The sequence below is a fragment of the Pseudomonas sp. W2-17 genome (assembly GCF_041060445.1).
In the GTDB taxonomy this organism is placed as follows: domain Bacteria; phylum Pseudomonadota; class Gammaproteobacteria; order Pseudomonadales; family Pseudomonadaceae; genus Aquipseudomonas.
Genome location: NZ_JAUFNS010000005.1, coordinates 295,048 through 316,700 on the forward strand (window position 1 = coordinate 295,048; position 21,653 = coordinate 316,700).

Sequence of the window (21,653 nt, forward strand, 5' to 3'; positions counted from 1 at the left end):
GCTTTTAGAAAAAGCTCAAACCCACCTGAAACAGTCGCTCCACATCGCGGATGTACTTTTTATCCACAAGGAACATGACCACGTGATCGCCCGATTCGATCACCGTGCTGTCATGGGCAATGATCACCTGATCGGCACGGGTGATGGCGCCGATGGTCGTGCCGGGCGGCAGGTTGATGTGCATGATGGCTTTGCCAATCACCTTGCTGGATTTGGCATCGCCATGGGCGACGATTTCGATGGCTTCCGCCGCGCCCCGACGCAACGAATGCACGCTGACGATATCGCCGCGCCGCACGTGCGCCAGCAACGTACCGATGGTGGCGAGCTGAGGGCTGACCGCGACATCAATCTCTCCCCCTTGCACCAGGTCGACATAGGCCGGGTTGTTGATGATGGTCATCACCTTCTTCGCGCCGAGACGTTTGGCCAGTAACGACGACATGATGTTCGCTTCGTCGTCGTTGGTCAGCGCCAGAAAGAGGTCGGCGTTGTCGATGTTCTCTTCCACGAGCAGGTCGCGATCGGAAGAGCTGCCTTGCAGGATCACTGTGTTGTTCAGCGTGTCAGAGAGGTGACGGCATCGGGCGGGGTTCATCTCGATGATTTTGACCTGATAGCGGTTCTCGATGGCCTCCGCCAGCCGCTCGCCAATCTGACCGCCGCCGGCAATCACGATGCGCTTGTAGCTCACATCCAGACGGCGCATCTCGCCCATGACGGCGCGAATATCCGCTTTGGCAGCGATGAAAAAGACCTCGTCGTCAGCCTCGATAACCGTATCGCCCTGAGGAATGATCGGACGGTCACGACGGAAAATAGCCGCCACGCGAGTCTCCACATTCGGCATGTGCGTGCGCAGTTGACGCAGTTGCTGCCCCACCAGGGGGCCGCCGTAGTACGCCTTGACCGCCACCATCTGCACCTTGCCGCCGGCGAAATCGATGACTTGCAGCGCGCTGGGGTATTCGATGAGCCGCTTGATGTAATGGGTGACCACTTGCTCAGGGCTGATCAGCACGTCCACGGGAATGGCGCCGTTGGCGAACAGGCCTGAGCGGGTCAGGTACGCCGACTCGCGAACACGGGCAATCTTGGTCGGGGTCTGGAACAGTGTGTACGCGACCTGGCAGGCGACCATGTTGGTCTCATCGCTGCTGGTCACGGCCACCAGCATGTCGGCGTCGTCGGCGCCGGCCTGACGCAGCACGGTCGGAAATGAGCCGCGACCGTGAACGGTGCGGATATCGAGGCGATCACCTAACGCCCGCAGACGATCCTGATCGGTGTCCACGACGGTGATGTCGTTGGCTTCGCTGGCCAGGTGCTCGGCCAGCGTACCGCCGACCTGCCCTGCGCCGAGAATGATGATCTTCAATCAGTCTCTCCTTGAAATGATGATTCCGTCACACCGGGTATTCGTCTTCACGCCGCCGCGATCTTGATCAGTTTGGCGTAGTAAAACCCGTCATGCCCGCCTTCCTGGGCCAGCAACTGACGGCCGTGGGGCTGCTTCAGACCGGGAGGCGGATTGCCTCGCTGACCGGCAATGTCCAGCTCCCGAGCACCCGACGTACGCGTCAGGAATGCATCAATGACTTCGGTATTTTCAGTCGGCAGGGTCGAGCAGGTGGCGTACAGCAAGATTCCGCCGACCTGCAGCGTCGGCCACAGCGCGTCGAGCAATTCGCCCTGCAGCGCGGCGAGAGCAGGAATGTCATCGGCCTGGCGTGTCAGCTTGATGTCGGGGTGGCGGCGAATCACGCCAGTCGCCGAGCAAGGCGCGTCCAGTAGAATGCGCTGGAACGGTTTGCCGTCCCACCATAGATCGGTGGCGCGGGCGTCGGCGGCGATGAGTTCGGCACTCAGCCCCAGGCGATCCAGGTTCTCTTTGACCCGCACCATGCGCTTGGCTTCAAGATCCACTGCGACCACGCCCGCCAGGTCCGGTTGGACTTCCAGCAGATGGCAGGTTTTGCCACCCGGAGCGCAACAGGCGTCCAACACACGCTGACCCGGCGCCAGCTCCAGCAAGTCGGCGGCCAGTTGGGCTGCCTCGTCCTGAACGCTGATCCAGCCCTCGGCGAAACCCGGCAGCGAGCGAACATCGCCCGGTTCGGTAAGCACGATGCCGTCCTGGCTGAACGTGCTCGGCGCCGCTGCGATGCCTGCGTCCAGCAACAGCTGAAGGTACTGCTCGCGGGTTTTGTGCCGGCGGTTGACCCGCAAAATCATCGGCGGGTGGGCATTGTTCGCCACACAAATCGCTTCCCAATGCTCAGGCCAGGCGGCCTTCAACGCTTTTTGCAGCCAGCGTGGATGAGCGGTGCGTACCACCGGATCGTGTTCAAGCTCCGTCAGCAGTGCCTCACCTTCCCGTTGGGCTCGACGCAGCACGGCATTGAGCAACGCTTTTGCCCACGGCTTTTTCAGCTTGTCGGCGCAACCCACGGTTTCGCCGATAGCGGCGTGGGCAGGAATCCGCGAATAGAACAACTGATACAGACCCACCAGCAATAAAGCCTGCACGTCGTTATCAGCGGTTTTGAAGGGTTTCTGCAGCAGCTTGGCCGCCAGCGCGGACAGCCTCGGCTCCCAGCGCGCGGTGCCAAATGCCAGGTCCTGAGTCAGGCCGCGGTCGCGGTCTTCAACCTTGTCCAGTTGCGTGGGCAAGGAGCTGTTCAGCGATGCCTTGCCACTCAGTACGGCGGCCAGGGCCTTGGCAGCGGCCAGACGCGGGTTCATTGCGCATCCACCGCTTGGCCGAGGACGGTGTCGACGGCGAACTTCTCGCGGCGGCTGTTGAACAGGTCAGCGAAGCCCAGCGGTTTGCCGCCGGGGAGTTGCAGACGCGTCAGACTCAGCGCGCCGTCACCGCACGCGACCAGCAGACCGTCTTTGCTTGCGTCGATGATGCTGCCGGGTGTGCCCTCCCCGTCGGCGATCTGCGCGGCCAGAACCTTCAGCGCTTCGCCGTTGAGCGTGGTGTGGCAGATCGGCCATGGGTTGAAGGCGCGTACCAGTCGCTCCAGCTCAACGGCCGGGCGGGTCCAGTCGATGCGTGCTTCATCTTTGTTCAGTTTGTGGGCATAGGTGGCGAGGCTGTCGTCCTGCACTTCGCCAACCAGCGTGCCGTCCGCCAGCCCGGCAATGGCTTGGATGACTGCAGGTGGGCCGAGCTCGGCAAGACGATCGTGCAGCGTGCCACCAGTGTAGTCGGCCGTGATCGGGGTCGTCACTTTTAGCAGCATGGGGCCGGTGTCCAGGCCCGCTTCCATGCGCATGACCGTCACGCCGCTTTCGGCATCGCCCGCCTGCACCGCGCGCTGAATCGGCGCGGCACCGCGCCAGCGTGGCAGCAACGAGGCGTGACTGTTGATGCAGCCCAGACGCGGAATATCCAGCACGGTCTGCGGCAGGATCAGCCCATAGGCGACTACGACCAGCAGGTCCGGCTGTAACGCGGCCAGGTCGGCCTGGGCTTCAGGTGCGCGCAAGGTAGGCGGCTGCATGACGGGAATGTTGTGCTGGAGGGCAAGCTGCTTGACCGGGCTCGGCATCAGCTTTTGACCACGACCGGCCGGGCGATCTGGCTGGGTGTACACCGCAATGACGTCGTGGGGACTGTCGAGCAGGGCTTTCAAATGCTCGGCGGCAAATTCCGGGGTGCCGGCGAACACGATGCGCAGTGGCTCAGTCATGGGCTTCTCTTGAGTAAGACTGTAGAAACGCGCTTGCCCGCGATGGCGTGGTGTCAGCCGAAAAATGCGGCAGAGGACAGGTCGCTATCGCGGGCAAGCGGGCTCCTACGGTAGAAAGGAGGATGGCGGGATCAGGCGTTTTGCTTGTGGAGTTTTTCCAGCTTCTTCTTGATCCGGTCGCGCTTGAGATTGGACAGGTAATCGACGAATAGCTTGCCGTTCAGGTGATCGCATTCGTGCTGGATGCACACGGCGAGCAGGCCCTCGGCGATGAATTCGTAGGGCTGGCCGTCGCGGTCCAGTGCCTTGACCTTGACCCGTTGCGGGCGATCCACGTTTTCGTAGAAACCCGGAACAGACAGACAGCCTTCCTGGTACTGGTCCATCTCGTCGGTCAGCGGCTCGATCTCGGGGTTGATGAACACCCGCGGATCGCTGCGATCTTCGGAGAGATCCATCACCACCACGCGCTTGTGTACGTTAACCTGCGTCGCGGCCAGACCGATGCCAGGTGCTTCGTACATGGTTTCAAACATGTCGTCGACCAACTGGCGAATGCCGTCGTCCACTTCAGCCACCGGCTTGGCGATGGTGCGCAGGCGCGAATCGGGAAATTCGAGGATGTTTAGAATGGCCATATACGTAAGGGATGCACTGTAGGGTAAAGTCAAAATCGGCTGCTAGGCTTGGGACGTCACAAGCTGCAGCCCTAGTAAAACCGGAAGTCTCGCAAGACTCAGCGTTTCACGCGAAGCCAACATGATAAAGGGATTCACCGCATGAGGAAATCACTACTCGCCCTGCTGCTGTTGGCCGCGACCGGCCTTGTCCAGGCGCAAGTACAGCTCAGGGATGGCCATCCACAGAGTTATACCGTCGTCGCCGGTGACACACTTTGGGACATTTCTGGAAAATTTCTTAACCAGCCGTGGAAGTGGCCGCAGCTCTGGCGCGCCAATCCACAGGTTCACGACCCAGATCTGATCTACCCTGGCGATACGCTCAACCTGATTTACGTCGATGGTCAGCCTCGCATCGTGCTCAACCGAGGCGAGTCCCGGGGCACCATCAAACTGTCCCCGCGTGTGCGCAGTACGCCGATTGCCGACGCAATTCCGACAATCCCGCTGGGCGCAATCAACGCGTTTCTGCTGAACAACCGAATCATCGATAACGCCAGCCAGTTTGAAGCCGCGCCTCATGTCGTGGCCGGCCCCGGCGAGCGTGTGCTCAGTGGCGCGGGTGATCGCATCTATGCCCGCGGGCAGTTCGAACCGAGCCATGTGTCGTACGGTATCTATCGCAAGGGCAAGACCTACGTCGATCCCGTGAGCGGCGTGATGCTGGGCATCAATGCCGATGACATCGGCAGCGGCCAAATCGTTGCCACTGAAGGTGATGTGGCGACGTTGCAACTGCAGCGCTCGACCCAGGAAGTACGCCTCGGCGATCGGCTCTTCGTCAGTGAAGAACGCGGAATCAATTCCACCTTTGTCCCTAGTGAGCCCCAACAATCGATCAGCGGCACTATCATTGATGTGCCCCGGGGCGTGACCCAGATCGGCGAGTTCGACGTGGTAACCATCGACCGTGGCCGACTGGATGGCTTGGCCGAAGGCAACGTGTTGGCGATCTACAAGACCGGCGAGACGGTGCGTGACCGGGTCAACGGTGATCAGGTCAAAATTCCCGACGAGCGCTCAGGGCTGCTGATGGTCTTCCGCACGTACGAGCGACTGAGCTACGGCATGGTGCTTCACGCAACCCGATCTCTGGCGGTGCAGGACAAAGTCCGCAATCCGTAATGCTATGTATCAGCTGCAAATCACTTTTCTCCACCGGCGTGCTTCACTTATCAAATTGTTGTTAACAGACTTATCCACAGCTTGATCCACTGATTAAGGTGGGTCTCGGATCAAGGAAGATGACATGCCGTTGTTCGAAAAGGCCGGTCAGTCGCCGGCTGAGCTGGAAGCCCGTTTGCGTCTGCATCGGCTACCGGAAGTCGGTCCAAAACGTTTTCATACCCTCATCGATGCATTCGGCAGCGCCTCTGCCGCGTTGAGTGCGCCGGCTTCGGCGTGGCGATCTCTGCGGCTGCCGGCGGCCAGTGCCGAGGCCCGTCGCAGTGCCGAAGTGCGCGACGGTGCCAGTGCTGCACTGGCTTGGTTAGAGCGTCCGGGCCAGCATTTGCTGACCTGGGACGACCCTGACTACCCCGCACTGTTGGCAGAAATCCCGGATCCACCGCCCCTGCTCTTCATCGCCGGAAACCGTGCATTGCTTGATCGACCGCAGTTGGGAATGGTGGGCAGTCGACGCGCTTCCAAGCCTGGACTCGACACCGCTGCAGCGTTCGCGCGGAGCCTGGCCGGTGCCGGTTTTGTCATCACCAGCGGGCTGGCGCTGGGTATCGACGGCGCCGCTCACCAAGGTGCTCTGGACGTAAAAGGCGGGACAATCGGCGTGCTGGGCACCGGTATCGAAAAACTTTATCCACAGCGGCATCGTCAGCTTGCAGCGCGCATGGTGGCCGACGGCGGCGCAGTGATTTCCGAGCTGCCGCTGGACGCCGGGCCCCACGCCAGCAACTTCCCCCGGCGCAATCGAATCATCAGCGGTTTGTCCCTGGGCGTGTTGGTGGTCGAGGCCAGCGTTGCCAGCGGATCGCTGATCACGGCACGGCTTGCCGCCGAGCAGGGCCGTGAGGTCTATGCCATCCCCGGCTCGATCCATCATCAGGGCGCCAGGGGTTGTCACCAGCTGATCCGTGAGGGGGCCGTGCTGGTGGAAACCATCGACCATATTCTTGAGGCGCTGCAGGGCTGGAAAAACATCGCGCCGAGTTCGGACGTCGTTCATAAACCGTCGACCCCGCTTCATCCGCTGCTCGCCCTCTTGCACGCAGCGCCGCAAACCGGCGAGGCACTGGCCCATAACAGCGGTTGGCCGTTGCCAAAGGTCCTGGCGGCGCTGACCGAGCTTGAACTCGACAGCAGCGTGGCCTGTGAAGCCGGGCGATGGTTTGCCCGGGCACGCTGAGGTTAAACTGCCCGCCTGCGTAATTTGGGAGAACGGACGATGGTCAGCAGTTGGCGAGTGCAGCAAGCCGCACGGGAAATTCGGGCCGGGGCGGTGATCGCCTATCCAACCGAAGCGGTGTGGGGGTTGGGCTGTGACCCATGGGATGCGGAGGCGGTGTATCGCCTGCTGGCAATCAAGGCGCGGCCTGTTGAGAAGGGCTTGATCCTGATCGCAGACAACATCCGCCAGTTTGATTTCCTTTTCGAGGACTTCCCTGAGCTGTGGATCGATCGCATGGCCAGCACATGGCCGGGGCCGAATACCTGGCTGGTGCCCCATCAAGGCCTGTTGCCGGACTGGATTACCGGAAAGCACGACACCGTCGCCCTCCGGGTCAGCGATCACCCGACCGTACGCGAGCTGTGCGCCTTGACCGGTCCACTGGTGTCGACCTCCGCCAACCCGACCGGCCGCCCCGCTGCCCGCTCACGACTGCGCGTTGAGCAGTATTTCCACGAGCAGCTGGACATGGTGCTGAGCGGCAGTCTTGGCGGGCGTCGCAACCCGAGTGTGATACGGGATCTGGTCACCGCTGAGGTGGTAAGGGCAGGTTAATGCCCTTCCACCGTTTTGCAGGGTGAGATCAAGGCACCAGAATGATCGACCCAACCGTTCTGCGCCCTGCCAGTTCGGTGTGCGCCTTCGCGGCATCCTTGAGCGCGAACTTCTGGATGTCGTCGACCTTCACTTTGCCGGTGGCAACCATTTCAAACACCTCATCCGCCATTGCCTGCAAGGCTTCCGGAGTGTTCGCGTAGGAGCCCAATGTCGGCCGGGTGACGTAGAGCGAGCCTTTCTGAGCGAGGACTCCGAGGTTCACCCCGGTCACTGCGCCTGATGCATTGCCGAAGCTGACCAGCAGGCCTCGCAATTCCAGGCAATTCAGGGACGTTTCCCAGGTGTCTTTGCCCACGCCGTCGTAGACTACCGGTACCTTCTTGCCATCGGTCAGTTCCAGTACACGCTGAACGACGTCTTCCTTGCTGTAATCGATCACTTCCCACGCGCCGAGCGCCTTGGCGTGCGCGGCCTTCTCTGCCGAGCTGACCGTGCCGATGAGCTTGACGCCTAAGGCATTGGCCCACTGGCAGGCGATCGATCCCACGCCGCCGGCAGCGGCATGGAACAGGATGGTTTCTTCAGGACGAATCTCGTAGGTCTGGCGAAACAGGTACTGCACGGTCAGGCCCTTGAGCATGACGGCGGCGCCCTGCTCGAAGCTGATGCCATCAGGCAGTTTGGCAATGTTCGCGGCCGGCGTTAGATGAACGTCCCCGTATGCACCCAGCGGGCCTGTGCCGTACACCACGCGGTCGCCGACTTTGACGTGGGTGACCTCGCTGCCGACTGCTTCAACCAGTCCCGCGCCTTCATTGCCCAACCCCGACGGGAACGAAGGCGCCGGGTACAAGCCGCTGCGAAAGTAGGTCTCGATGAAGTTGACGCCAATCGCCTTGTTGCGCACGAGCACGTCTTTAGGGCCTGGCGCCGGGGGTTCGAAGTCTACGTACTCGAGCACTTCGGGACCGCCATACGCCTTGAACTGGATACGTTTTGCCATTTGCTTTCTCCGTCATGGATCGGACTTGCAGAGGATGACTGTCGATGCGAAAGGGCTCTATCGGACTCCTTCGTTGGCGCTTCGTCAACTGCGGCAGCCGCCAAGCCGGTGATATGCTACGGGCCGAATTTCGCCGACGGGGTTTTGCTGAGCGAGGCGTGCTACCAACGCCAAGCCCGGTCGAATCCCGCTCCCGACGCACGTTTCAGTTTATGCAGGTACCGCCATGTCCTTTCGCACCGATGCCGTCAAAGCCTACTTGCTCGATCTTCAAGACCGCATTTGCGCCGCGCTGGAAACTGAAGATGGCAGCGCCCGTTTCGTCGAGGACGCTTGGGAACGGCCTGCCGGGGGGGGCGGACGAACCCGCGTGATCGAGAATGGCCACATCCTCGAAAAGGGCGGGGTCAATTTTTCCCACGTCTTCGGCGCCGGCCTCCCCCCATCGGCCAGCGCCCATCGACCGGAGCTGGGAGGACGTGGTTTCGAGGCGCTCGGCGTGTCGCTGGTGATGCACCCGCATAATCCCCATGTGCCCACTGCCCACGCCAATGTGCGTTTCTTCATCGCAGAGAAAGAAGGCGAAGAGCCGGTGTGGTGGTTCGGAGGCGGCTTTGACCTGACGCCCTATTACGGCGTCGAGGAAGACTGCGTTCATTGGCACCGTGTCGCCGAGCAGGCCTGCGCGCCGTTTGGTGCCGACGTCTATCCCCGCTACAAGGCGTGGTGCGATCGCTACTTCCATATCAAGCACCGCAATGAGCCGCGCGGTGTTGGCGGACTGTTTTTCGATGACCTCAACGAGTGGGATTTCGACACCAGCTTCGCCTTCATTCGCGCCATCGGTGATGCGTTCGTCGAGGCGTATCTGCCCATCGTTCAGCGCCGCAGAGACACTCCGTACACGCCACAGCAGCGGGAATTTCAGGAGTTCCGCCGTGGGCGTTATGTGGAATTCAATCTGGTGTACGACCGTGGCACCTTGTTCGGGCTGCAATCGGGTGGCCGGACTGAATCGATCCTCATGTCGCTGCCGCCACAAGTGCGCTGGGGCTATGACTGGAAAGCCGAGCCGGGCAGCGAGGAAGCACGCCTGACGGAGTATTTCCTGCAGGATCGCGACTGGCTGGCCGAGGCGACGCAGTGATGACGGACCAGTACGTTGTCTTCGGCAATCCCATTGGCCACAGCAAATCCCCGCTGATCCATCGCCTGTTCGCCGAGCAAACCGGTCAGGCGCTCGACTATCAGACCTCGCTCGCGCCGCTGGACGGCTTCACCGCCTTCGCCAAGGCGTTTTTCGAGACAGGTCGTGGCGCCAACGTCACCGTGCCCTTCAAGGAAGAAGCGTACCGGATGGCCGATCAGCTGACCGAGCGCGGTCGTCGTGCCGGGGCGGTCAATACCCTGGCGCTTCAAGCGGATGGCAGCCTGCTGGGCGACAACACGGACGGAGCCGGTCTGGTTCGGGACCTGAAGGTCAATCATGGCGTCACCCTCAAGGACAAACGCATCCTTGTGCTCGGAGCTGGCGGCGCGGTGCGTGGCGCGCTGGAACCCTTGCTGGCGGAAGATCCCTATGTGTTGGTGGTTGCCAATCGCACGGTGGAAAAGGCCGAGGGACTGGCCCAGGAGTTTGCCGACATCGGCCCGGTGCTGCCCGCAGGCTATGACTGGCTGGAGGAGCCGGTGGACATCATCATCAATGCCACGTCGGCCAGTCTGTCGGGCGAAGTACCGCCGATTGCGGCCAGCCTGATTCAGCCGGGCGTGACCTTTTGCTACGACATGATGTACGCCAAGGAGCCGACCGCATTTTGCCGTTGGGCCACGGGGCACAACGCCGGACAGGCAGTAGACGGGTTGGGGATGTTGGTCGAGCAGGCCGCCGAGGCGTTTTACCTGTGGCGCGGCGTGCGACCGGAATCAGCGCCAGTACTCGCGGAACTGCGGCGGTTGATGGCGTAGGACGGATAACGCTCGCGCTCATCAAAGCTCACAACACTGAAGTTCTACCTGTCGACGCACAAATTGTGGGAGCGAGCTTGCTCGCGAAGACGCCATTCCAGCCGCTGAAGATCCAGCGAATGTACCGACTTCTTCGCGAGCAAGCTCGCTCCCACAGTTCATCTATCGGCAGATACATCAGCGGTGTCGTTGCAGTGATGAAAGTGAGCTTGCTCGATGCTTGCCGTAAACGTTACAACTTGGCTTTCACCGCTGGCAGCGCATCTTTGTCACCAATGGTTTTAACGCCACTCAGCCATTTATCCAGCACCGCCGGATTGGCTTTCAGCCACGCTTTCGCCGCCTCGGTGTTGCTGACCTTCTTGTCCACCACGGTTTGCATGACCGAGTTTTCCATGTCCTGGGTGAATACCAGGTTGGAAAGCAGCTTGGCCACATTCGGGCAGGCGTCGGCGTAACCTTTGCGCGTCACGGTGTAAACGCTGCCGGTATCACCGAAGTATTTCTCGCCGCCTTTCAGGTAGTGCATCCCTTTGATCTGCACGTTCATCGGGTGTGGCGTCCAGCCGAGGAACACCACGAATTCCTTCTTCTTCACGTTGCGCTGCACTTCGGCCAGCATCGCCTGCTCGCTGGACTCCACCAACTTCCAGTCACCCAGGTCGAACTCGTTCTTCTTGATGATTTCCTGAATCGATGCGTTGGCCGGAGCGCCCGAGCCGATGCCGTAGATCTTCTTGTGGAACTTGTCGGCAAATTTGTTCAGGTCGGCGAAGTCGTGAACGCCCGCGTCATAGACGTAATCGGGAACCGCGAGGGTGAATTCGGTGCCTTCCAGATTCTTCGCGTATTGCGTCACGTCACCCGTGGCGATGAATTTATCGTAGAAGCCCTGCTGCGCCGGCATCCAGTTTCCCAGAAAGACGTCGAGTTGCCCGTCCTTCAGGCCGCCATAGGCGATCGGCACCGCCAGGGTGTCGATCTTGGTTTTGTAACCCATGCCGTCGAGCAAAAAGCTTGCAGTGGCGTTGGTCGCGGCGATATCGCTCCAGCCTGGATCGGCCATCCGCACGGTGCTGCAGCTAGCGTCGGCGGCATAGGCCACGACGCTGCTCAAGCCCAAGACCCCAACCGCCAGCGTGGTGAACAGCTTATTCATGGTGTGCCCCTTTTTTGATTTTCTAGGTGTTGGCAGGGTTCAAGGTTGCGGATAACGGGCCTTGCGCTCCAGATCGTCCAGATCAATGTGGTTGCGCATGTACTGCTGACTGGCGTCGACCAGCGGCTGGTGATCCCAACTCTTCAGCTTGCCGATGGCCAGCGACTCGGCGACGAGGCGCCGGCGCCGCTGACTGGCGAGCACCTGGTGGTGTATCGCCGGAATGTCCCACTTGGCCTTTGCTTCGGCCAGGAACGCAGCGAACAGGTCGCGATGAGCCTCGGATCGACTCAGCTCTTCCTGCTCCTTCGGATCGTTGCGCACGTCATACAACAGACATGGGTCCCGCTCCGAATAAATGAATTTGTACGCGCCGCGACGAATCATCATCAGCGGACTGTTGGTGCCCTCAGCCATGTACTCGCCGAACACCTCGTCGTGGCCGCCCTCGCCTTGCAAGTGCGGCAACAGTGAACGGCCATCAAGCGGCAAACCGGCGTCCAGTTGACCGTCAGCCAGCGCCACAAAAGTCGGCAACAAGTCAGCTGTGGACACTGCGGCCTGCACACGGCCGGCCTTGAACTGCCCCGGAGCGTACACCAGCAGCGGGACCCGCGCCGACATCTCGAACCAGTGCATTTTGTACCAGAGCCCGCGCTCGCCCAGCATGTCGCCATGGTCGCCGGAGAACACAATGATCGTGTCGTCGGCCAGCCCGGTTTCCTCCAGGGTTTTCAGCAGTTTGCCGACGTTGTCATCAATGTAGCTGCATGCGCCGAAATAGGCGCGGCGCGCATCGCGAATCTTTTGCTCGGGCAGCGGCTTTTCCCACAGGTCATAGACTTTCAGTAGGCGCTGAGAATGCGGGTCCAGTTCGGACTGGGCCAACGGCGCGTGGGGCATCGGGATTTCGTCGTCGCTGTACAGATTCCAGTAAGACTTGGGGATGGTGTACGGGTCATGGGGATGGGTCATCGACACCGTCAGGCAAAACGGCTGATCGCCGTCTTCGCGCACATGGTCGAACAGATACTGCTGCGCCTTGAACACCACTTCTTCGTCGAAATCGAGCTGATTGGTGCGTACGCAAGGACCGGCCTGCAGCACCGAAGACATGTTGTGGTACCAAGTCGGGCGCACGTCCGGTTCATCCCAGTTCACGGCCCAACCATAGTCGGCCGGATAGATGTCGCTGGTCAGGCGCTCTTCGTAGCCGTGCAATTGATCAGGGCCGCAGAAGTGCATCTTGCCGGACAGCGCCGTGCGATAGCCAAGACGGCGCAGGTAGTGGGCGTAGGTCGGGATATCAGCGGGGAAATCAGCAGCGTTATCGTAGGCGCCAATCTTGCTCGGCAACTGACCGCTGACCAGGGTGAAACGCGACGGCGCGCACAGCGGACTGTTGCAGTAGGCGGCATCGAACACCACGCCTTCAGCGGCGAGGCGATTCAAATGGGGCATCTTAATGGGAGAAGAGGCGTACATCGGCAACATGGGCGCGGCCATCTGATCGGCCATGATGAAAAGAATGTTCTTGCGCTTCATGTTTTCGCGGCATCCCATAGTCATTATTTATGCGAAAGTGCTCCAACCGAGGATGGTGCCCATGCCTTCTGCGGTAAAGCCCATGTGAGGCAATGCCTAGGATAAGTGCAGCTTATGTTTGAAGCCCTTGGTGCCATGTCGCTGGATTTGCTTCGCGGTTTCGAGGCCGCCGCACGGTTGCGAAGTTTTACCGCTGCGGCCATCGAGCTAGGCACTACCCAGCCGGCCATCAGCCAGCAAATCAAGCGACTGGAAGAGCAACTGGCGACGCGGCTTTTTGATCGCATCTATCGCGGCATCGAGCTGACGGACGCCGGGCTGATTCTCTTCAATCATGTACAAACAGGGCTGGAGTCGATGGACGCCGGCCTCAGCGCAATCACCGAGCATCATCAACATGAAGTGCTGCAAGTAGCGACCGACTTCGCCTTCGCCGCCTACTGGCTGATGCCGCGCCTGCACCGTTTCCACAAGGACAACCCCGACGTCGACGTCAGCCTGGTCACCAGCGAGCGCAGTCACAGCATGCTGCGCGCGGATATCGATGTGGCCGTGCTGTTCGGCGACGGGCGATTCAAGCAGGGAGAAAGCCACTGGCTGTTCAGTGAAGAAGTGTTCCCGGTCTGCAGTCCGCAATTGATAAAGGGGCGCGACCTGCCCTTGCCCACCGATGCGTTGAAAGACTTCGCGCTGCTGCACCTTCGCGGTGAAGGCGGCAACAACTGGTTTGACTGGAGTGGCGTGTTCCGCGCCCTGAATATCGCCCAGGCACCCGCGCCGGGGCAGCTGCGATTCGATAACTACACGCTGATGATTCAGGCGGCCATTGGCGGCCAGGGCGTGGCCATCGGCTGGCGACACTTGGTGGATGACTTGCTAGAGCAGGGTTTGCTATGCCGCCCGATCGAAGCCAGCGCCGTCTCCGGATACGGGTATTACATCGTCCTGCCGCAACGCAAGCGCCGGGTGCAGATCGTGCAGAGGTTCGTGGACTGGTTACGAAGTGAACAGGCGTTGAGCGGGGATCTTTTGAAGGGCAAATCGCTGCCGTCGATTGCGGTTTAAGTAAGCTATCAAAAATGCGCCAACGATTGATGTATGCCCAATCAATCAAATGTTGTGCTGTCTCGTTAGGACCTTAGCAGTCCAGAAGATTCCTACAACTTTATCAGATGTATTGCAGTTTACTTGGCCACCGGCTTACGGTTAATTCACTTATGCAGGTTGTGTAGAAGAATCGAAGCGAATCCATGTTCTTTTGTCTAAGTCGGTATTTTTGTCGGAACTCCACTATGCGTAATTTACTAACAGTGGCACTGTTAAATATAAGAGTGTATTTGGTGACGACTTGGCGATGGCTGGCAGAACGGGTAAGCAGGAGAATCATTATTCTCTTTCTTAATGTCTGCAGGTTGGTTTTGATTGCTTACATATTACTCATCTTCTTTGGGTACTACAGTGCCTTTTGGTTTATATAACCATCACCTTTTTGAAAATCTGGAATAATGATGCCTGAACATCTAAGTAAAAGCGATCTTGATATGTTGAACACCTTGCGGGTATATGACTCGCCGGGTGCTATGTATGACGTCCTGCAATCATACGGGTATAAGTACGCAGTACTCGCTGGAGGGATCATGGATGCCAATTCGCTGTCAGGCTCCGCGGCAGTGAACTTCCTGAAGCTTACAGCGCAGCGCGACGGCCGCCCATTTTCAGATCATACAATCCGCTGGGTTTATGATCGCATGGCTCAGGGTTACCTGGATAAGCTTTACGCCCAGTACAACAGTCAAGGCGTAGTCAACAGAGATATAAATCATCGTGAGGCATGGGATGTGCACAACAATGTTTTCCCAAGTCTCGGGTTTGTCCCGGACGCTTGGACGCTGAATTCAGTTTTCAACGTCATGGGAAATGATGAAATGAGGGAGCGATATTGGACTGAAATTCTTGAATCCGCAGGTGATCCTGTCGCAGAAGTTCTGATCTTCATAAAGACAGAGACTTTTATGGCAACTGCTTCAGTGATTGGTAACGCGGATGTGAAAGCTGTTACTAATAGCTGGCGTTCACGAGTAGACACACCATCAACATTTGCGGCAGTTGGGAGCAGTGCCACTGGAATGATCGTTGATCGAGTCGATAATCTTTTTAAAGATATAACCAACACCGTCCTGGGGCCCGTGCCAGCGGGTACGATTATACCTACTTGGACACCCGCACCCGCAGCAACTCCATTACCAGTGCCAAATGCCGCTACAACGCCACCGCCTCCAATACCTGCGCCTCCGAGAGTACCCGTCCACCCGGTACGTAAACCTCGTAAGAAGCCCCGGCTTCCCCCGCCGACAACTTACAAGGGACACCCGGGTAGTGGGTATGGACAGACCAGTGGAGGGGGACGTGGGCCAAGTTTCTGGCTAGAGTGACTACGCCTAACTTCTGGCAATAACTTGAAGCGCGCTTGCCATGACGCGCCCGCAGTTATAGCTGCCGGGCCATGATTGTAGGAGCGCGCTTGCCCGCGAATGCGGTGTGTCAGCAGAATTTATCTGTCAGGACGACTGGATTTCGCAGGCAAGCGCGCTCCTACAAGTCTGGCGTCCGTCTCACACAGCGTGAATGGACGCCATTTCTAAAGTCCCTTAGTTCAGCACGCCATCCAGAATTTCATAAACAATCCCGCTGCCAATGGCGATCAACACAACGTCCGGGCCCAGGCGGCGCCATTCGTAGCCATCGTATTGAGGCAGGTATTGCAGCGAACGTTGGTCCAGTCGACGGCCGTAACCGCGTGGCAGCGGGTGGCCTTTGACGATGTGGACGCCAGGGGGCAGCGGCTGACCGCGACCGATGACTTCCCGGTGTTCGCTGATAGTCCGGCGCACGTCACCGAAGTCGGCAGGAGGACGGCCGCCACGTTGATTATTGCCACGGTTGTCCGCACGCGGTTCGTTGCGATGGTCGTTGCCGTTGCCGCGATCGCCCTGCGGACCGCCTTGCGGACCGCCTTGCGGACCATTGGGTTGGCCATGGTCCTGGTGCTGGCCCGGGCCATTGTCATCGCCGCCGCGTTGATCCGGTGGTGCAGCCTGAACCAGCGCGCTGGCGCTGAGCATCAACACGCCCAACCCGGCGATCAAACGATTCGAGACTTTCATGTAGCGCGCTCCTGAGCAAATTCGGGCAGCAAAAAGGGGTTCAGGACGTGGCCCTGAACCCCTTCGCTGTACGGCTTAGTGTGCTGCCAGAGACTGAGATTCCTCTGTATCAGAAACTTTACCTTCGGCTAGGCGGGCTTTACGCACGCCTTGGGACAACTGCGCGCACAACCCCAGCACGCCGCTGATCGCGTGTTCCGGCGAAGACGCGTTGGCGATCTGGTCAATCAATGCCGAACCGACGACGACACCGTCGGCCACGCGCGCAATGGCTGCCGCTTGTTCAGCCGTGCGAATCCCGAAGCCGACACTGATTGGCAGATTGGTATGGCGGCGCAGGCGTTGCACGGCGTCTTTCACATGATCGATCGTCGCTGAGCCCGCGCCGGTCACGCCCGCTACCGACACGTAGTAAACGAAACCGGAGCTGCCGTTGAGCACCGTAGGCAAACGAACGTCGTCGGTGGTGGGCGTGGTCAGACGGATGAAGTCCAGGCCGGCGTCCTGCGCTGGGTCGCACAGCTCGGCGTTATGCTCCGGCGGCAGATCCACAACGATCAGCCCGTCGACGCCCGACGAGTGAGCTTCAGAGATAAAGCGCTCAATCCCGTAGTTGTGGATCGGGTTGTAGTAACCCATCAGCACCAGCGGCGTGACGCTGTCTTCTTCACGGAATTCGCGAACCATCTGCAGCGTCTTCGCCAGGTTTTGCTTGGCGTTAAGCGCGCGAATGTTCGCCAGCTGAATCGCCGGGCCGTCTGCCATCGGGTCGGTGAACGGCATACCCAGTTCGATCACATCGGCGCCTGCCTTCGGCAATCCCTTGAGGATCGCCAACGAGGTGTCGTAGCCCGGGTCGCCTGCCGTGATGAACGTCACCAGGGCTGCTCTATTTTGTTGTTTCAGTTCAGCAAAACGCGTTTGCAGGCGGCTCATCAGTGTTTCTCCTGCTGGGACAGATCCAGGTGGTGCATCACGGTTTGCATGTCCTTATCGCCACGACCAGACAGGTTGACCACCATCAGGTGATCCTTCGGCAGGTTTGGAGCGCGTTTGAAAACTTCCGCCAGAGCGTGAGCGGTTTCCAGCGCCGGGATGATGCCCTCGAGGCGGCAGCATTGGTGGAACGCAGCCAGTGCTTCATCGTCGGTGACCGAGGTGTATTCGACGCGACCGATGTCATGCAACCAGGCGTGCTCAGGGCCAATGCCTGGATAATCGAGGCCGGCTGAAATCGAATGGGCATCGATGATCTGACCGTCGTTGTCCTGCAACAGGAAGGTGCGGTTGCCGTGCAGTACGCCCGGAACACCGCCGTTCAGACTGGCGGCGTGCTTGCCGGTCTCGATGCCGTGACCGGCCGCCTCGACACCGATGATGCGCACACTGGTGTCATCGAGGAACGGATGAAACAGGCCCATGGCGTTCGAGCCACCGCCGATGCACGCCACCAGACTGTCCGGCAGACGGCCTTCGTGCTCTTGCATCTGCACGCGGGTTTCCTTGCCGATCACGGACTGGAAGTCACGAACCATTGCAGGGTAAGGGTGCGGACCTGCAACGGTGCCGATCAGGTAGAAGGTGCTGTCGACGTTGGTAACCCAGTCACGCAGTGCCTCGTTCATGGCGTCTTTCAGCGTGCCGGTGCCAGCGACCACTGGAATGATCGTGGCGCCCAGCAGCTTCATGCGGAACACGTTGGCTTGCTGACGCTCGATGTCAGTGGTGCCCATGTAGATGACGCATTCCAGGCCAAAGCGTGCCGCCACGGTAGCGGTGGCAACGCCGTGCATGCCGGCGCCGGTCTCGGCGATGATGCGTTTTTTACCCATGCGCCGCGCCAGCAGAATCTGGCCGATGCAGTTATTGATCTTGTGCGCGCCGGTGTGGTTAAGCTCTTCGCGCTTCAGGTAAATCTTCGCGCCGCCACAGTGTTCGGTCAGCCGCTCGGCGAAGTACAGCGGGTTTGGACGACCCACATAATCGCGCTGGAAGTAGGCGATGTCCTTGAGGAACGAAGGATCATTTTTCGCGATTTCGTACTCGCGGTTCAGATCAAGGATCAGCGGCATCAAGGTTTCAGCGACGTAACGGCCGCCGAAGGCACCGAACATGCCACGGTCGTCCGGGCCTTCGCGGTATGCAGTTTGGGTCTGGGTCATGTGGACCTCCGGAGATACGAATAGGGTTAGCCGTCAGGCAGTAATCACACTCTAACCAGCGCCAGCGACGATGAAAACCGATAAGATCGGCGCAACCTGTCAGGAAAACTCACACATCCCATGAGCCGAGACCTTCCGCCCCTCAACGCATTGCGTGCTTTCGAAGCCACCGCCCGGCTGAACAGTGTCAGCCAGGCGGCTGAGCAATTGCACGTGACCCACGGTGCAGTGAGCCGCCAGCTGAAAGTACTGGAGGAACACTTGGGTGTGAGCCTGTTCAGCAAAGATGGACGTGGCCTGAAACTCACAGATGCAGGCATTCGGTTGCGGGATGCGAGTGCCGAAGCATTTGATCGTCTGCGCGGTGTCTGTGCCGAGCTTAGCCAGGGCAGCGCAGATGCGCCGTTCGTATTGGGGTGCTCTGGAAGCCTTTTGGCACGCTGGTTCATTCCAAGGCTGGGGCGCCTTAATGCGGATCTCCCCGACCTGCGCCTGCACCTCTCCGCAGGAGAAGGCGACCTTGACCCGCGACGCCCCGGCCTGGACGCGCTGCTGATCTTCGCCGAGCCGCCATGGCCATCGGACATGCAGGTCTTCGAGCTTGCCAGCGAGCGCATCGGGCCGGTGATGAGTCCACGATTCGCGCGGTTCGACGAGCTGCGACACGCCCCGGTCCATGCGCTGTTGGGCGAGCCCTTGCTGCAGACCACCTCGCGGCTGCAAGCCTGGCCGGCATGGGCGACGCAAAACGGCATCGAGCCCGGCGAGCTGAGCTACGGACAGGATTTCGAGCATTTGTATTATTTACTGGAGGCGGCCGTTGCAGGCCTGGGTGTGGCGATCGCGCCGGAACCGTTGGTGGCTGACGACTTGAAAGCCGGACGCCTGGCTGCGCCATGGGGCTTCAGTGAAACCCCGGCGCAGCTGGCGTTATGGGTACCAAAGCGCGCCGCAGATGGACGCGCTCAGCACCTGGCTCGATGGCTCAAGCAGGAACTCGAGCGATCGGGGCAGGCTTGATCAGCCGCGCTTGCACAGCAGGTAAGCTGCCAGCAGGCCGATTGCGCCAACGGCGACGCCTGCGGTAGTCCAAGGGTGCTCTTGGGCGTAGTCACGGGTCGCAACGCTGGTTTCGCGAGTTTTGACTTTGACGTCTTCGTAGACATCGCTCAACAGGCTGCGCGAATGGCTAAGCGCGCTTTCAGCATTGGCTTTCAGGTTTTTCAGGGTCTTGCGCGACTCGTCGGAAGCGTCGGACTTCAAGCCTTCCAGCGACTTGAGCAGACTTTCGATCTCGGCTTCCATGCTTTGCAACGACGCTTTACGGGATGACGTGAATGCCATGATTTGACTCTCCTGCTGTGATGAGTGGCGTGTGTTGTTTCCGACTACAGGGTTTCGAGAAAGTGCAGTGCATGATGCGAAGTACCGTTTCTTCTGAACTTTTGGGCCGCATTTCGGCACAGAGGTAGTGAACACAATCACTGCGGCGCTGCCACCGCGCAACACCTTTCAGGAGAACTGCCATGTCTGATCATCACACCTACAAAATGCTGGAGCTGGTTGGGTCATCGACCGTGAGCACCGACGATGCGATCCAGAACGCTATTGCCCAGGCTGCCAAGTCCGTGAAACTCATGGAATGGTTCGAAGTGCTGGAGACCCGAGGTCACATCGAAGATGGCAAAGTCGGCCACTTTCAGGTGACCATCAAGGTTGGCTTCCGCATCGACAACAGCTGAGTCGCTGAACTTTTGAAGTGGCCGAGTGCCACAACCTTCGCTATACATACCGCGCAGTCGTGACTTTTGCGAAGGTTCATGACGCTGGTTCATGTAGTCAGGCCGCCCTATTGGAGCGGCCTTGTTGATCCGAAAATGCGCCTGACGAGGGGATGTACCGATGAAAAAAGTTCTGTTGGCCATAGGCTTGTTGAGCATTGCGGGCACTACGATGGCCGCTGGTAAATCGTGTGATGACGTGAAAGCCGATATCGACGCGAAGATCAAAGCCAAGGGCGTTTCTTCCTACACGCTGGAAGCTGTTGAAAAAGGCAGCTCGGCAGACGGCAAAGTCGTCGGCACCTGCGAAGGCGGCAGTAAGGAAATCGTTTACAAGCGCGGCTGATACCAACCGCTATAAACAAAAAAACCGACGCATCTGGCGTCGGTTTTTTTGTTTATAGCGGAACGGCTTCAGCGAAAGGCCGAGACTCAGCCCCTCGCCGCTTGCGCCAGGATCTCGTAAGAGCGCAGGCGATCGGCGTGTTCGTACATGTCACAGGTGAAGATCAGCTCATCTGCGTCGGTCTGCTCAAGCAGCACGTCCAGCTTCGCGCGAATCTTCTCCGGACCGCCGACGACCGCCAGCCCCAGGAAATCCATCACCGCATCACGTTCATGGGGCAGCCACAATCCATTCATGCTCTCCACGGGCGGTTTCTGCATCAGACTCTGCCCGCGCATCAGACTCAGGATGCGTTGGTACACCGACGTCACCAAGTATTCAGCTCGCTCGTCGGTCTCTGCAGCGGCCAACGGAACGCCGAGCATCACATAGGGCTTGTCGAGAACGGCAGACGGTTTGAAGTGGCTGCGGTAGACGCGAATCGCTTCGTGCATGAAACGCGGCGCGAAGTGCGACGCGAATGCATACGGCAGCCCTCGCTCACCGGCCAGTTGAGCACTGAACAGGCTCGAACCCAGCAACCAGATGGGCACATTGGTATTGGTGCCGGGCACAGCGAGAACGCGCTGATGGGGCTGACGTGGTCCGAGGTAGTTGACCAGTTCAGTCACGTCATCCGGGAAGTCATCGGCACTGCCTGAGCGCTCGCGACGCAGGGCGCGGGCGGTCATCTGATCGGAACCCGGCGCGCGGCCAAGGCCCAGATCGATACGCCCCGGGAACAAGCTTTCCAGCGTGCCGAACTGTTCGGCGATCACCAGCGGCGCATGGTTGGGCAGCATGATCCCGCCCGACCCGACTCGAATGGTCGACGTGCCGCCGGCCAGATAGGCCAGCAGAACAGAGGTTGCCGAACTGGCAATGCCATCCATGTTGTGGTGCTCGGCCACCCAGAAACGGTTGTAGCCCCATTTCTCGACGTGTTGCGCCAGGTCCAGCGCATTACGCAGCGATTCCGCCGGGCCTTTGTCTTCGCGGACGGGCACCAGATCGAGCGTCGAAATCTTCACATCAGCTAATCGTTTCATAGGCCGTTGTTGATCCTCTTGAGGCTTGAATCGGCGCATCCGTCGGGGACATCACGCGAGCAAACCGGCATTAAGACTAAATATTTGCGTTAAG

22 protein-coding genes are annotated in these 21,653 nt (G+C 59.7%); 10 read left to right on the plus strand and 12 right to left on the minus strand.

Annotation, left to right across the window (positions count from 1 at the left end; translation table 11 throughout):
* Positions 1-4: 4 nt before the first annotated feature.
* The 4 genes from trkA to def all read right to left on the minus strand — a co-directional run bounded on the left by trkA (position 5) and on the right by def (position 4,339).
* Positions 5-1,378 (minus strand): Trk system potassium transporter TrkA, encoded by a 1,374-nt coding sequence (trkA, locus tag QWI20_RS08780; protein ID WP_172610176.1) that lies wholly within the window; start codon positions 1,376-1,378, stop codon positions 5-7.
* A 47-nt stretch (positions 1,379-1,425) separates the two neighbouring features.
* A complete protein-coding gene (gene rsmB / locus QWI20_RS08785) occupies positions 1,426-2,745 on the minus strand; it encodes a 16S rRNA (cytosine(967)-C(5))-methyltransferase RsmB (protein WP_369305117.1) in 1,320 nt (439 codons plus the stop codon).
* On the minus strand, positions 2,742-3,701 hold the full coding sequence (fmt, locus tag QWI20_RS08790; RefSeq protein ID WP_369305118.1) for a methionyl-tRNA formyltransferase: 960 nt from the start codon (positions 3,699-3,701) through the stop codon (positions 2,742-2,744). Before fmt ends, rsmB begins: the two co-directional genes overlap by 4 nt.
* 131 nt (positions 3,702-3,832) lie before the next feature.
* Positions 3,833-4,339, minus strand: coding sequence for a peptide deformylase (gene def, locus QWI20_RS08795; RefSeq protein WP_369305119.1), 507 nt, complete (start codon positions 4,337-4,339; stop codon positions 3,833-3,835).
* 141 nt (positions 4,340-4,480) lie between these two features.
* Between def and QWI20_RS08800 the strand changes: the two genes are divergently transcribed.
* The 3 genes from QWI20_RS08800 to QWI20_RS08810 all read left to right on the plus strand — a co-directional run bounded on the left by QWI20_RS08800 (position 4,481) and on the right by QWI20_RS08810 (position 7,340).
* Positions 4,481-5,506 carry a LysM peptidoglycan-binding domain-containing protein gene (locus QWI20_RS08800; RefSeq protein WP_369305120.1) on the plus strand — a complete coding sequence of 342 codons (1,026 nt, stop codon included), beginning with the start codon at positions 4,481-4,483 and terminating at the stop codon, positions 5,504-5,506.
* Positions 5,507-5,630: 124 nt separating this feature from the next.
* Entirely contained in the window at positions 5,631-6,743 is a 1,113-nt protein-coding gene (dprA, locus tag QWI20_RS08805) for a DNA-processing protein DprA (protein WP_369305121.1), read from the plus strand.
* Positions 6,744-6,782: 39 nt separating this feature from the next.
* The gene (locus QWI20_RS08810) at positions 6,783-7,340 is read left to right on the plus strand and encodes an L-threonylcarbamoyladenylate synthase (protein WP_369305122.1); all 558 of its coding nucleotides are present in this window, start codon (positions 6,783-6,785) and stop codon (positions 7,338-7,340) included.
* A 28-nt stretch (positions 7,341-7,368) separates the two neighbouring features.
* Here QWI20_RS08810 and QWI20_RS08815 read toward each other — a convergent pair whose 3' ends face one another.
* Positions 7,369-8,346: an NADPH:quinone reductase gene (locus QWI20_RS08815; protein ID WP_369305123.1), complete on the minus strand. Its 978-nt coding sequence runs from the start codon at positions 8,344-8,346 to the stop codon at positions 7,369-7,371.
* A gap of 226 nt (positions 8,347-8,572) precedes the next feature.
* Between QWI20_RS08815 and hemF the strand changes: the two genes are divergently transcribed.
* Together hemF and aroE are read left to right on the plus strand one after the other, a co-directional pair.
* Positions 8,573-9,493, plus strand: coding sequence for an oxygen-dependent coproporphyrinogen oxidase (hemF, locus tag QWI20_RS08820; protein WP_369305124.1), 921 nt, complete (start codon positions 8,573-8,575; stop codon positions 9,491-9,493).
* Positions 9,493-10,314 (plus strand): shikimate dehydrogenase, encoded by an 822-nt coding sequence (gene aroE, locus QWI20_RS08825; RefSeq protein ID WP_369305125.1) that lies wholly within the window; start codon positions 9,493-9,495, stop codon positions 10,312-10,314. Before hemF ends, aroE begins: the two co-directional genes overlap by 1 nt.
* A 232-nt stretch (positions 10,315-10,546) precedes the next feature.
* Here aroE and choX read toward each other — a convergent pair whose 3' ends face one another.
* Positions 10,547-11,473: a choline ABC transporter substrate-binding protein gene (gene choX / locus QWI20_RS08830; RefSeq protein WP_369305126.1), complete on the minus strand. Its 927-nt coding sequence runs from the start codon at positions 11,471-11,473 to the stop codon at positions 10,547-10,549.
* A 39-nt stretch (positions 11,474-11,512) separates the two neighbouring features.
* A complete protein-coding gene (gene betC, locus QWI20_RS08835; protein ID WP_369305127.1) occupies positions 11,513-13,018 on the minus strand; it encodes a choline-sulfatase in 1,506 nt (501 codons plus the stop codon).
* 114 nt (positions 13,019-13,132) lie between these two features.
* Here betC and QWI20_RS08840 point away from each other — a divergent pair, with 114 nt between their 5' ends.
* Together QWI20_RS08840 and QWI20_RS08845 are read left to right on the plus strand one after the other, a co-directional pair.
* The gene (locus tag QWI20_RS08840; RefSeq protein WP_369305128.1) at positions 13,133-14,083 is read left to right on the plus strand and encodes a LysR family transcriptional regulator; all 951 of its coding nucleotides are present in this window, start codon (positions 13,133-13,135) and stop codon (positions 14,081-14,083) included.
* A 443-nt stretch (positions 14,084-14,526) separates the two neighbouring features.
* A complete protein-coding gene (locus QWI20_RS08845; protein WP_369305129.1) occupies positions 14,527-15,450 on the plus strand; it encodes a hypothetical protein in 924 nt (307 codons plus the stop codon).
* A gap of 216 nt (positions 15,451-15,666) precedes the next feature.
* Here the strand turns inward: QWI20_RS08845 and QWI20_RS08850 are convergent, their stop codons facing one another.
* The 3 genes from QWI20_RS08850 to trpB form a co-directional block, all read right to left on the minus strand.
* On the minus strand, positions 15,667-16,182 hold the full coding sequence (locus QWI20_RS08850) for an anti-virulence regulator CigR family protein (protein WP_369305130.1): 516 nt from the start codon (positions 16,180-16,182) through the stop codon (positions 15,667-15,669).
* Between the two features lie 75 nt (positions 16,183-16,257).
* Positions 16,258-17,118 carry a tryptophan synthase subunit alpha gene (trpA, locus tag QWI20_RS08855; protein WP_369305131.1) on the minus strand — a complete coding sequence of 287 codons (861 nt, stop codon included), beginning with the start codon at positions 17,116-17,118 and terminating at the stop codon, positions 16,258-16,260.
* Positions 17,118-18,344 carry a tryptophan synthase subunit beta gene (gene trpB, locus QWI20_RS08860; RefSeq protein WP_369305132.1) on the minus strand — a complete coding sequence of 409 codons (1,227 nt, stop codon included), beginning with the start codon at positions 18,342-18,344 and terminating at the stop codon, positions 17,118-17,120. Before trpB ends, trpA begins: the two co-directional genes overlap by 1 nt.
* Before the next feature lie 120 nt (positions 18,345-18,464).
* Here trpB and QWI20_RS08865 point away from each other — a divergent pair, with 120 nt between their 5' ends.
* On the plus strand, positions 18,465-19,364 hold the full coding sequence (locus tag QWI20_RS08865) for a LysR family transcriptional regulator (RefSeq protein WP_369305133.1): 900 nt from the start codon (positions 18,465-18,467) through the stop codon (positions 19,362-19,364).
* Here QWI20_RS08865 and QWI20_RS08870 read toward each other — a convergent pair whose 3' ends face one another.
* Positions 19,365-19,688, minus strand: coding sequence for a YqjD family protein (locus QWI20_RS08870; protein ID WP_037017008.1), 324 nt, complete (start codon positions 19,686-19,688; stop codon positions 19,365-19,367).
* A 182-nt stretch (positions 19,689-19,870) separates the two neighbouring features.
* On the opposite strand from QWI20_RS08870, the gene QWI20_RS08875 reads away from it, so the two are divergent.
* Together QWI20_RS08875 and QWI20_RS08880 are read left to right on the plus strand one after the other, a co-directional pair.
* Positions 19,871-20,086, plus strand: coding sequence for a dodecin (locus QWI20_RS08875; protein WP_065987998.1), 216 nt, complete (start codon positions 19,871-19,873; stop codon positions 20,084-20,086).
* Positions 20,087-20,246: 160 nt separating this feature from the next.
* Positions 20,247-20,471, plus strand: coding sequence for a DUF1161 domain-containing protein (locus tag QWI20_RS08880; RefSeq protein ID WP_133774073.1), 225 nt, complete (start codon positions 20,247-20,249; stop codon positions 20,469-20,471).
* Positions 20,472-20,557: 86 nt separating this feature from the next.
* Here the strand turns inward: QWI20_RS08880 and QWI20_RS08885 are convergent, their stop codons facing one another.
* The gene (locus QWI20_RS08885; protein WP_369305134.1) at positions 20,558-21,559 is read right to left on the minus strand and encodes an LLM class flavin-dependent oxidoreductase; all 1,002 of its coding nucleotides are present in this window, start codon (positions 21,557-21,559) and stop codon (positions 20,558-20,560) included.
* Between the last annotated feature and the right edge of the window lie 94 nt (positions 21,560-21,653).

Coding starts and splice junctions, on each gene's coding strand:
- rsmB (WP_369305117.1), bottom strand. CDS start 2,745: ATGAACCCGCGTCTGGCCGCTGCCAAGGCCCTGGCCGCCGTACTGAGT.
- QWI20_RS08875 (WP_065987998.1), top strand. CDS start 19,871: ATGTCTGATCATCACACCTACAAAATGCTGGAGCTGGTTGGGTCATCG.
- hemF (WP_369305124.1), top strand. CDS start 8,573: ATGTCCTTTCGCACCGATGCCGTCAAAGCCTACTTGCTCGATCTTCAA.
- trpA (WP_369305131.1), bottom strand. CDS start 17,118: ATGAGCCGCCTGCAAACGCGTTTTGCTGAACTGAAACAACAAAATAGA.
- choX (WP_369305126.1), bottom strand. CDS start 11,473: ATGAATAAGCTGTTCACCACGCTGGCGGTTGGGGTCTTGGGCTTGAGC.
- betC (WP_369305127.1), bottom strand. CDS start 13,018: ATGAAGCGCAAGAACATTCTTTTCATCATGGCCGATCAGATGGCCGCG.
- QWI20_RS08850 (WP_369305130.1), bottom strand. CDS start 16,182: ATGAAAGTCTCGAATCGTTTGATCGCCGGGTTGGGCGTGTTGATGCTC.
- QWI20_RS08815 (WP_369305123.1), bottom strand. CDS start 8,346: ATGGCAAAACGTATCCAGTTCAAGGCGTATGGCGGTCCCGAAGTGCTC.
- QWI20_RS08845 (WP_369305129.1), top strand. CDS start 14,527: ATGCCTGAACATCTAAGTAAAAGCGATCTTGATATGTTGAACACCTTG.
- QWI20_RS08870 (WP_037017008.1), bottom strand. CDS start 19,688: ATGGCATTCACGTCATCCCGTAAAGCGTCGTTGCAAAGCATGGAAGCC.
- QWI20_RS08880 (WP_133774073.1), top strand. CDS start 20,247: ATGAAAAAAGTTCTGTTGGCCATAGGCTTGTTGAGCATTGCGGGCACT.
- QWI20_RS08885 (WP_369305134.1), bottom strand. CDS start 21,559: ATGAAACGATTAGCTGATGTGAAGATTTCGACGCTCGATCTGGTGCCC.
- QWI20_RS08840 (WP_369305128.1), top strand. CDS start 13,133: ATGTTTGAAGCCCTTGGTGCCATGTCGCTGGATTTGCTTCGCGGTTTC.
- trpB (WP_369305132.1), bottom strand. CDS start 18,344: ATGACCCAGACCCAAACTGCATACCGCGAAGGCCCGGACGACCGTGGC.
- dprA (WP_369305121.1), top strand. CDS start 5,631: ATGCCGTTGTTCGAAAAGGCCGGTCAGTCGCCGGCTGAGCTGGAAGCC.
- QWI20_RS08810 (WP_369305122.1), top strand. CDS start 6,783: ATGGTCAGCAGTTGGCGAGTGCAGCAAGCCGCACGGGAAATTCGGGCC.
- aroE (WP_369305125.1), top strand. CDS start 9,493: ATGACGGACCAGTACGTTGTCTTCGGCAATCCCATTGGCCACAGCAAA.
- fmt (WP_369305118.1), bottom strand. CDS start 3,701: ATGACTGAGCCACTGCGCATCGTGTTCGCCGGCACCCCGGAATTTGCC.
- QWI20_RS08800 (WP_369305120.1), top strand. CDS start 4,481: ATGAGGAAATCACTACTCGCCCTGCTGCTGTTGGCCGCGACCGGCCTT.
- QWI20_RS08865 (WP_369305133.1), top strand. CDS start 18,465: ATGAGCCGAGACCTTCCGCCCCTCAACGCATTGCGTGCTTTCGAAGCC.
- def (WP_369305119.1), bottom strand. CDS start 4,339: ATGGCCATTCTAAACATCCTCGAATTTCCCGATTCGCGCCTGCGCACC.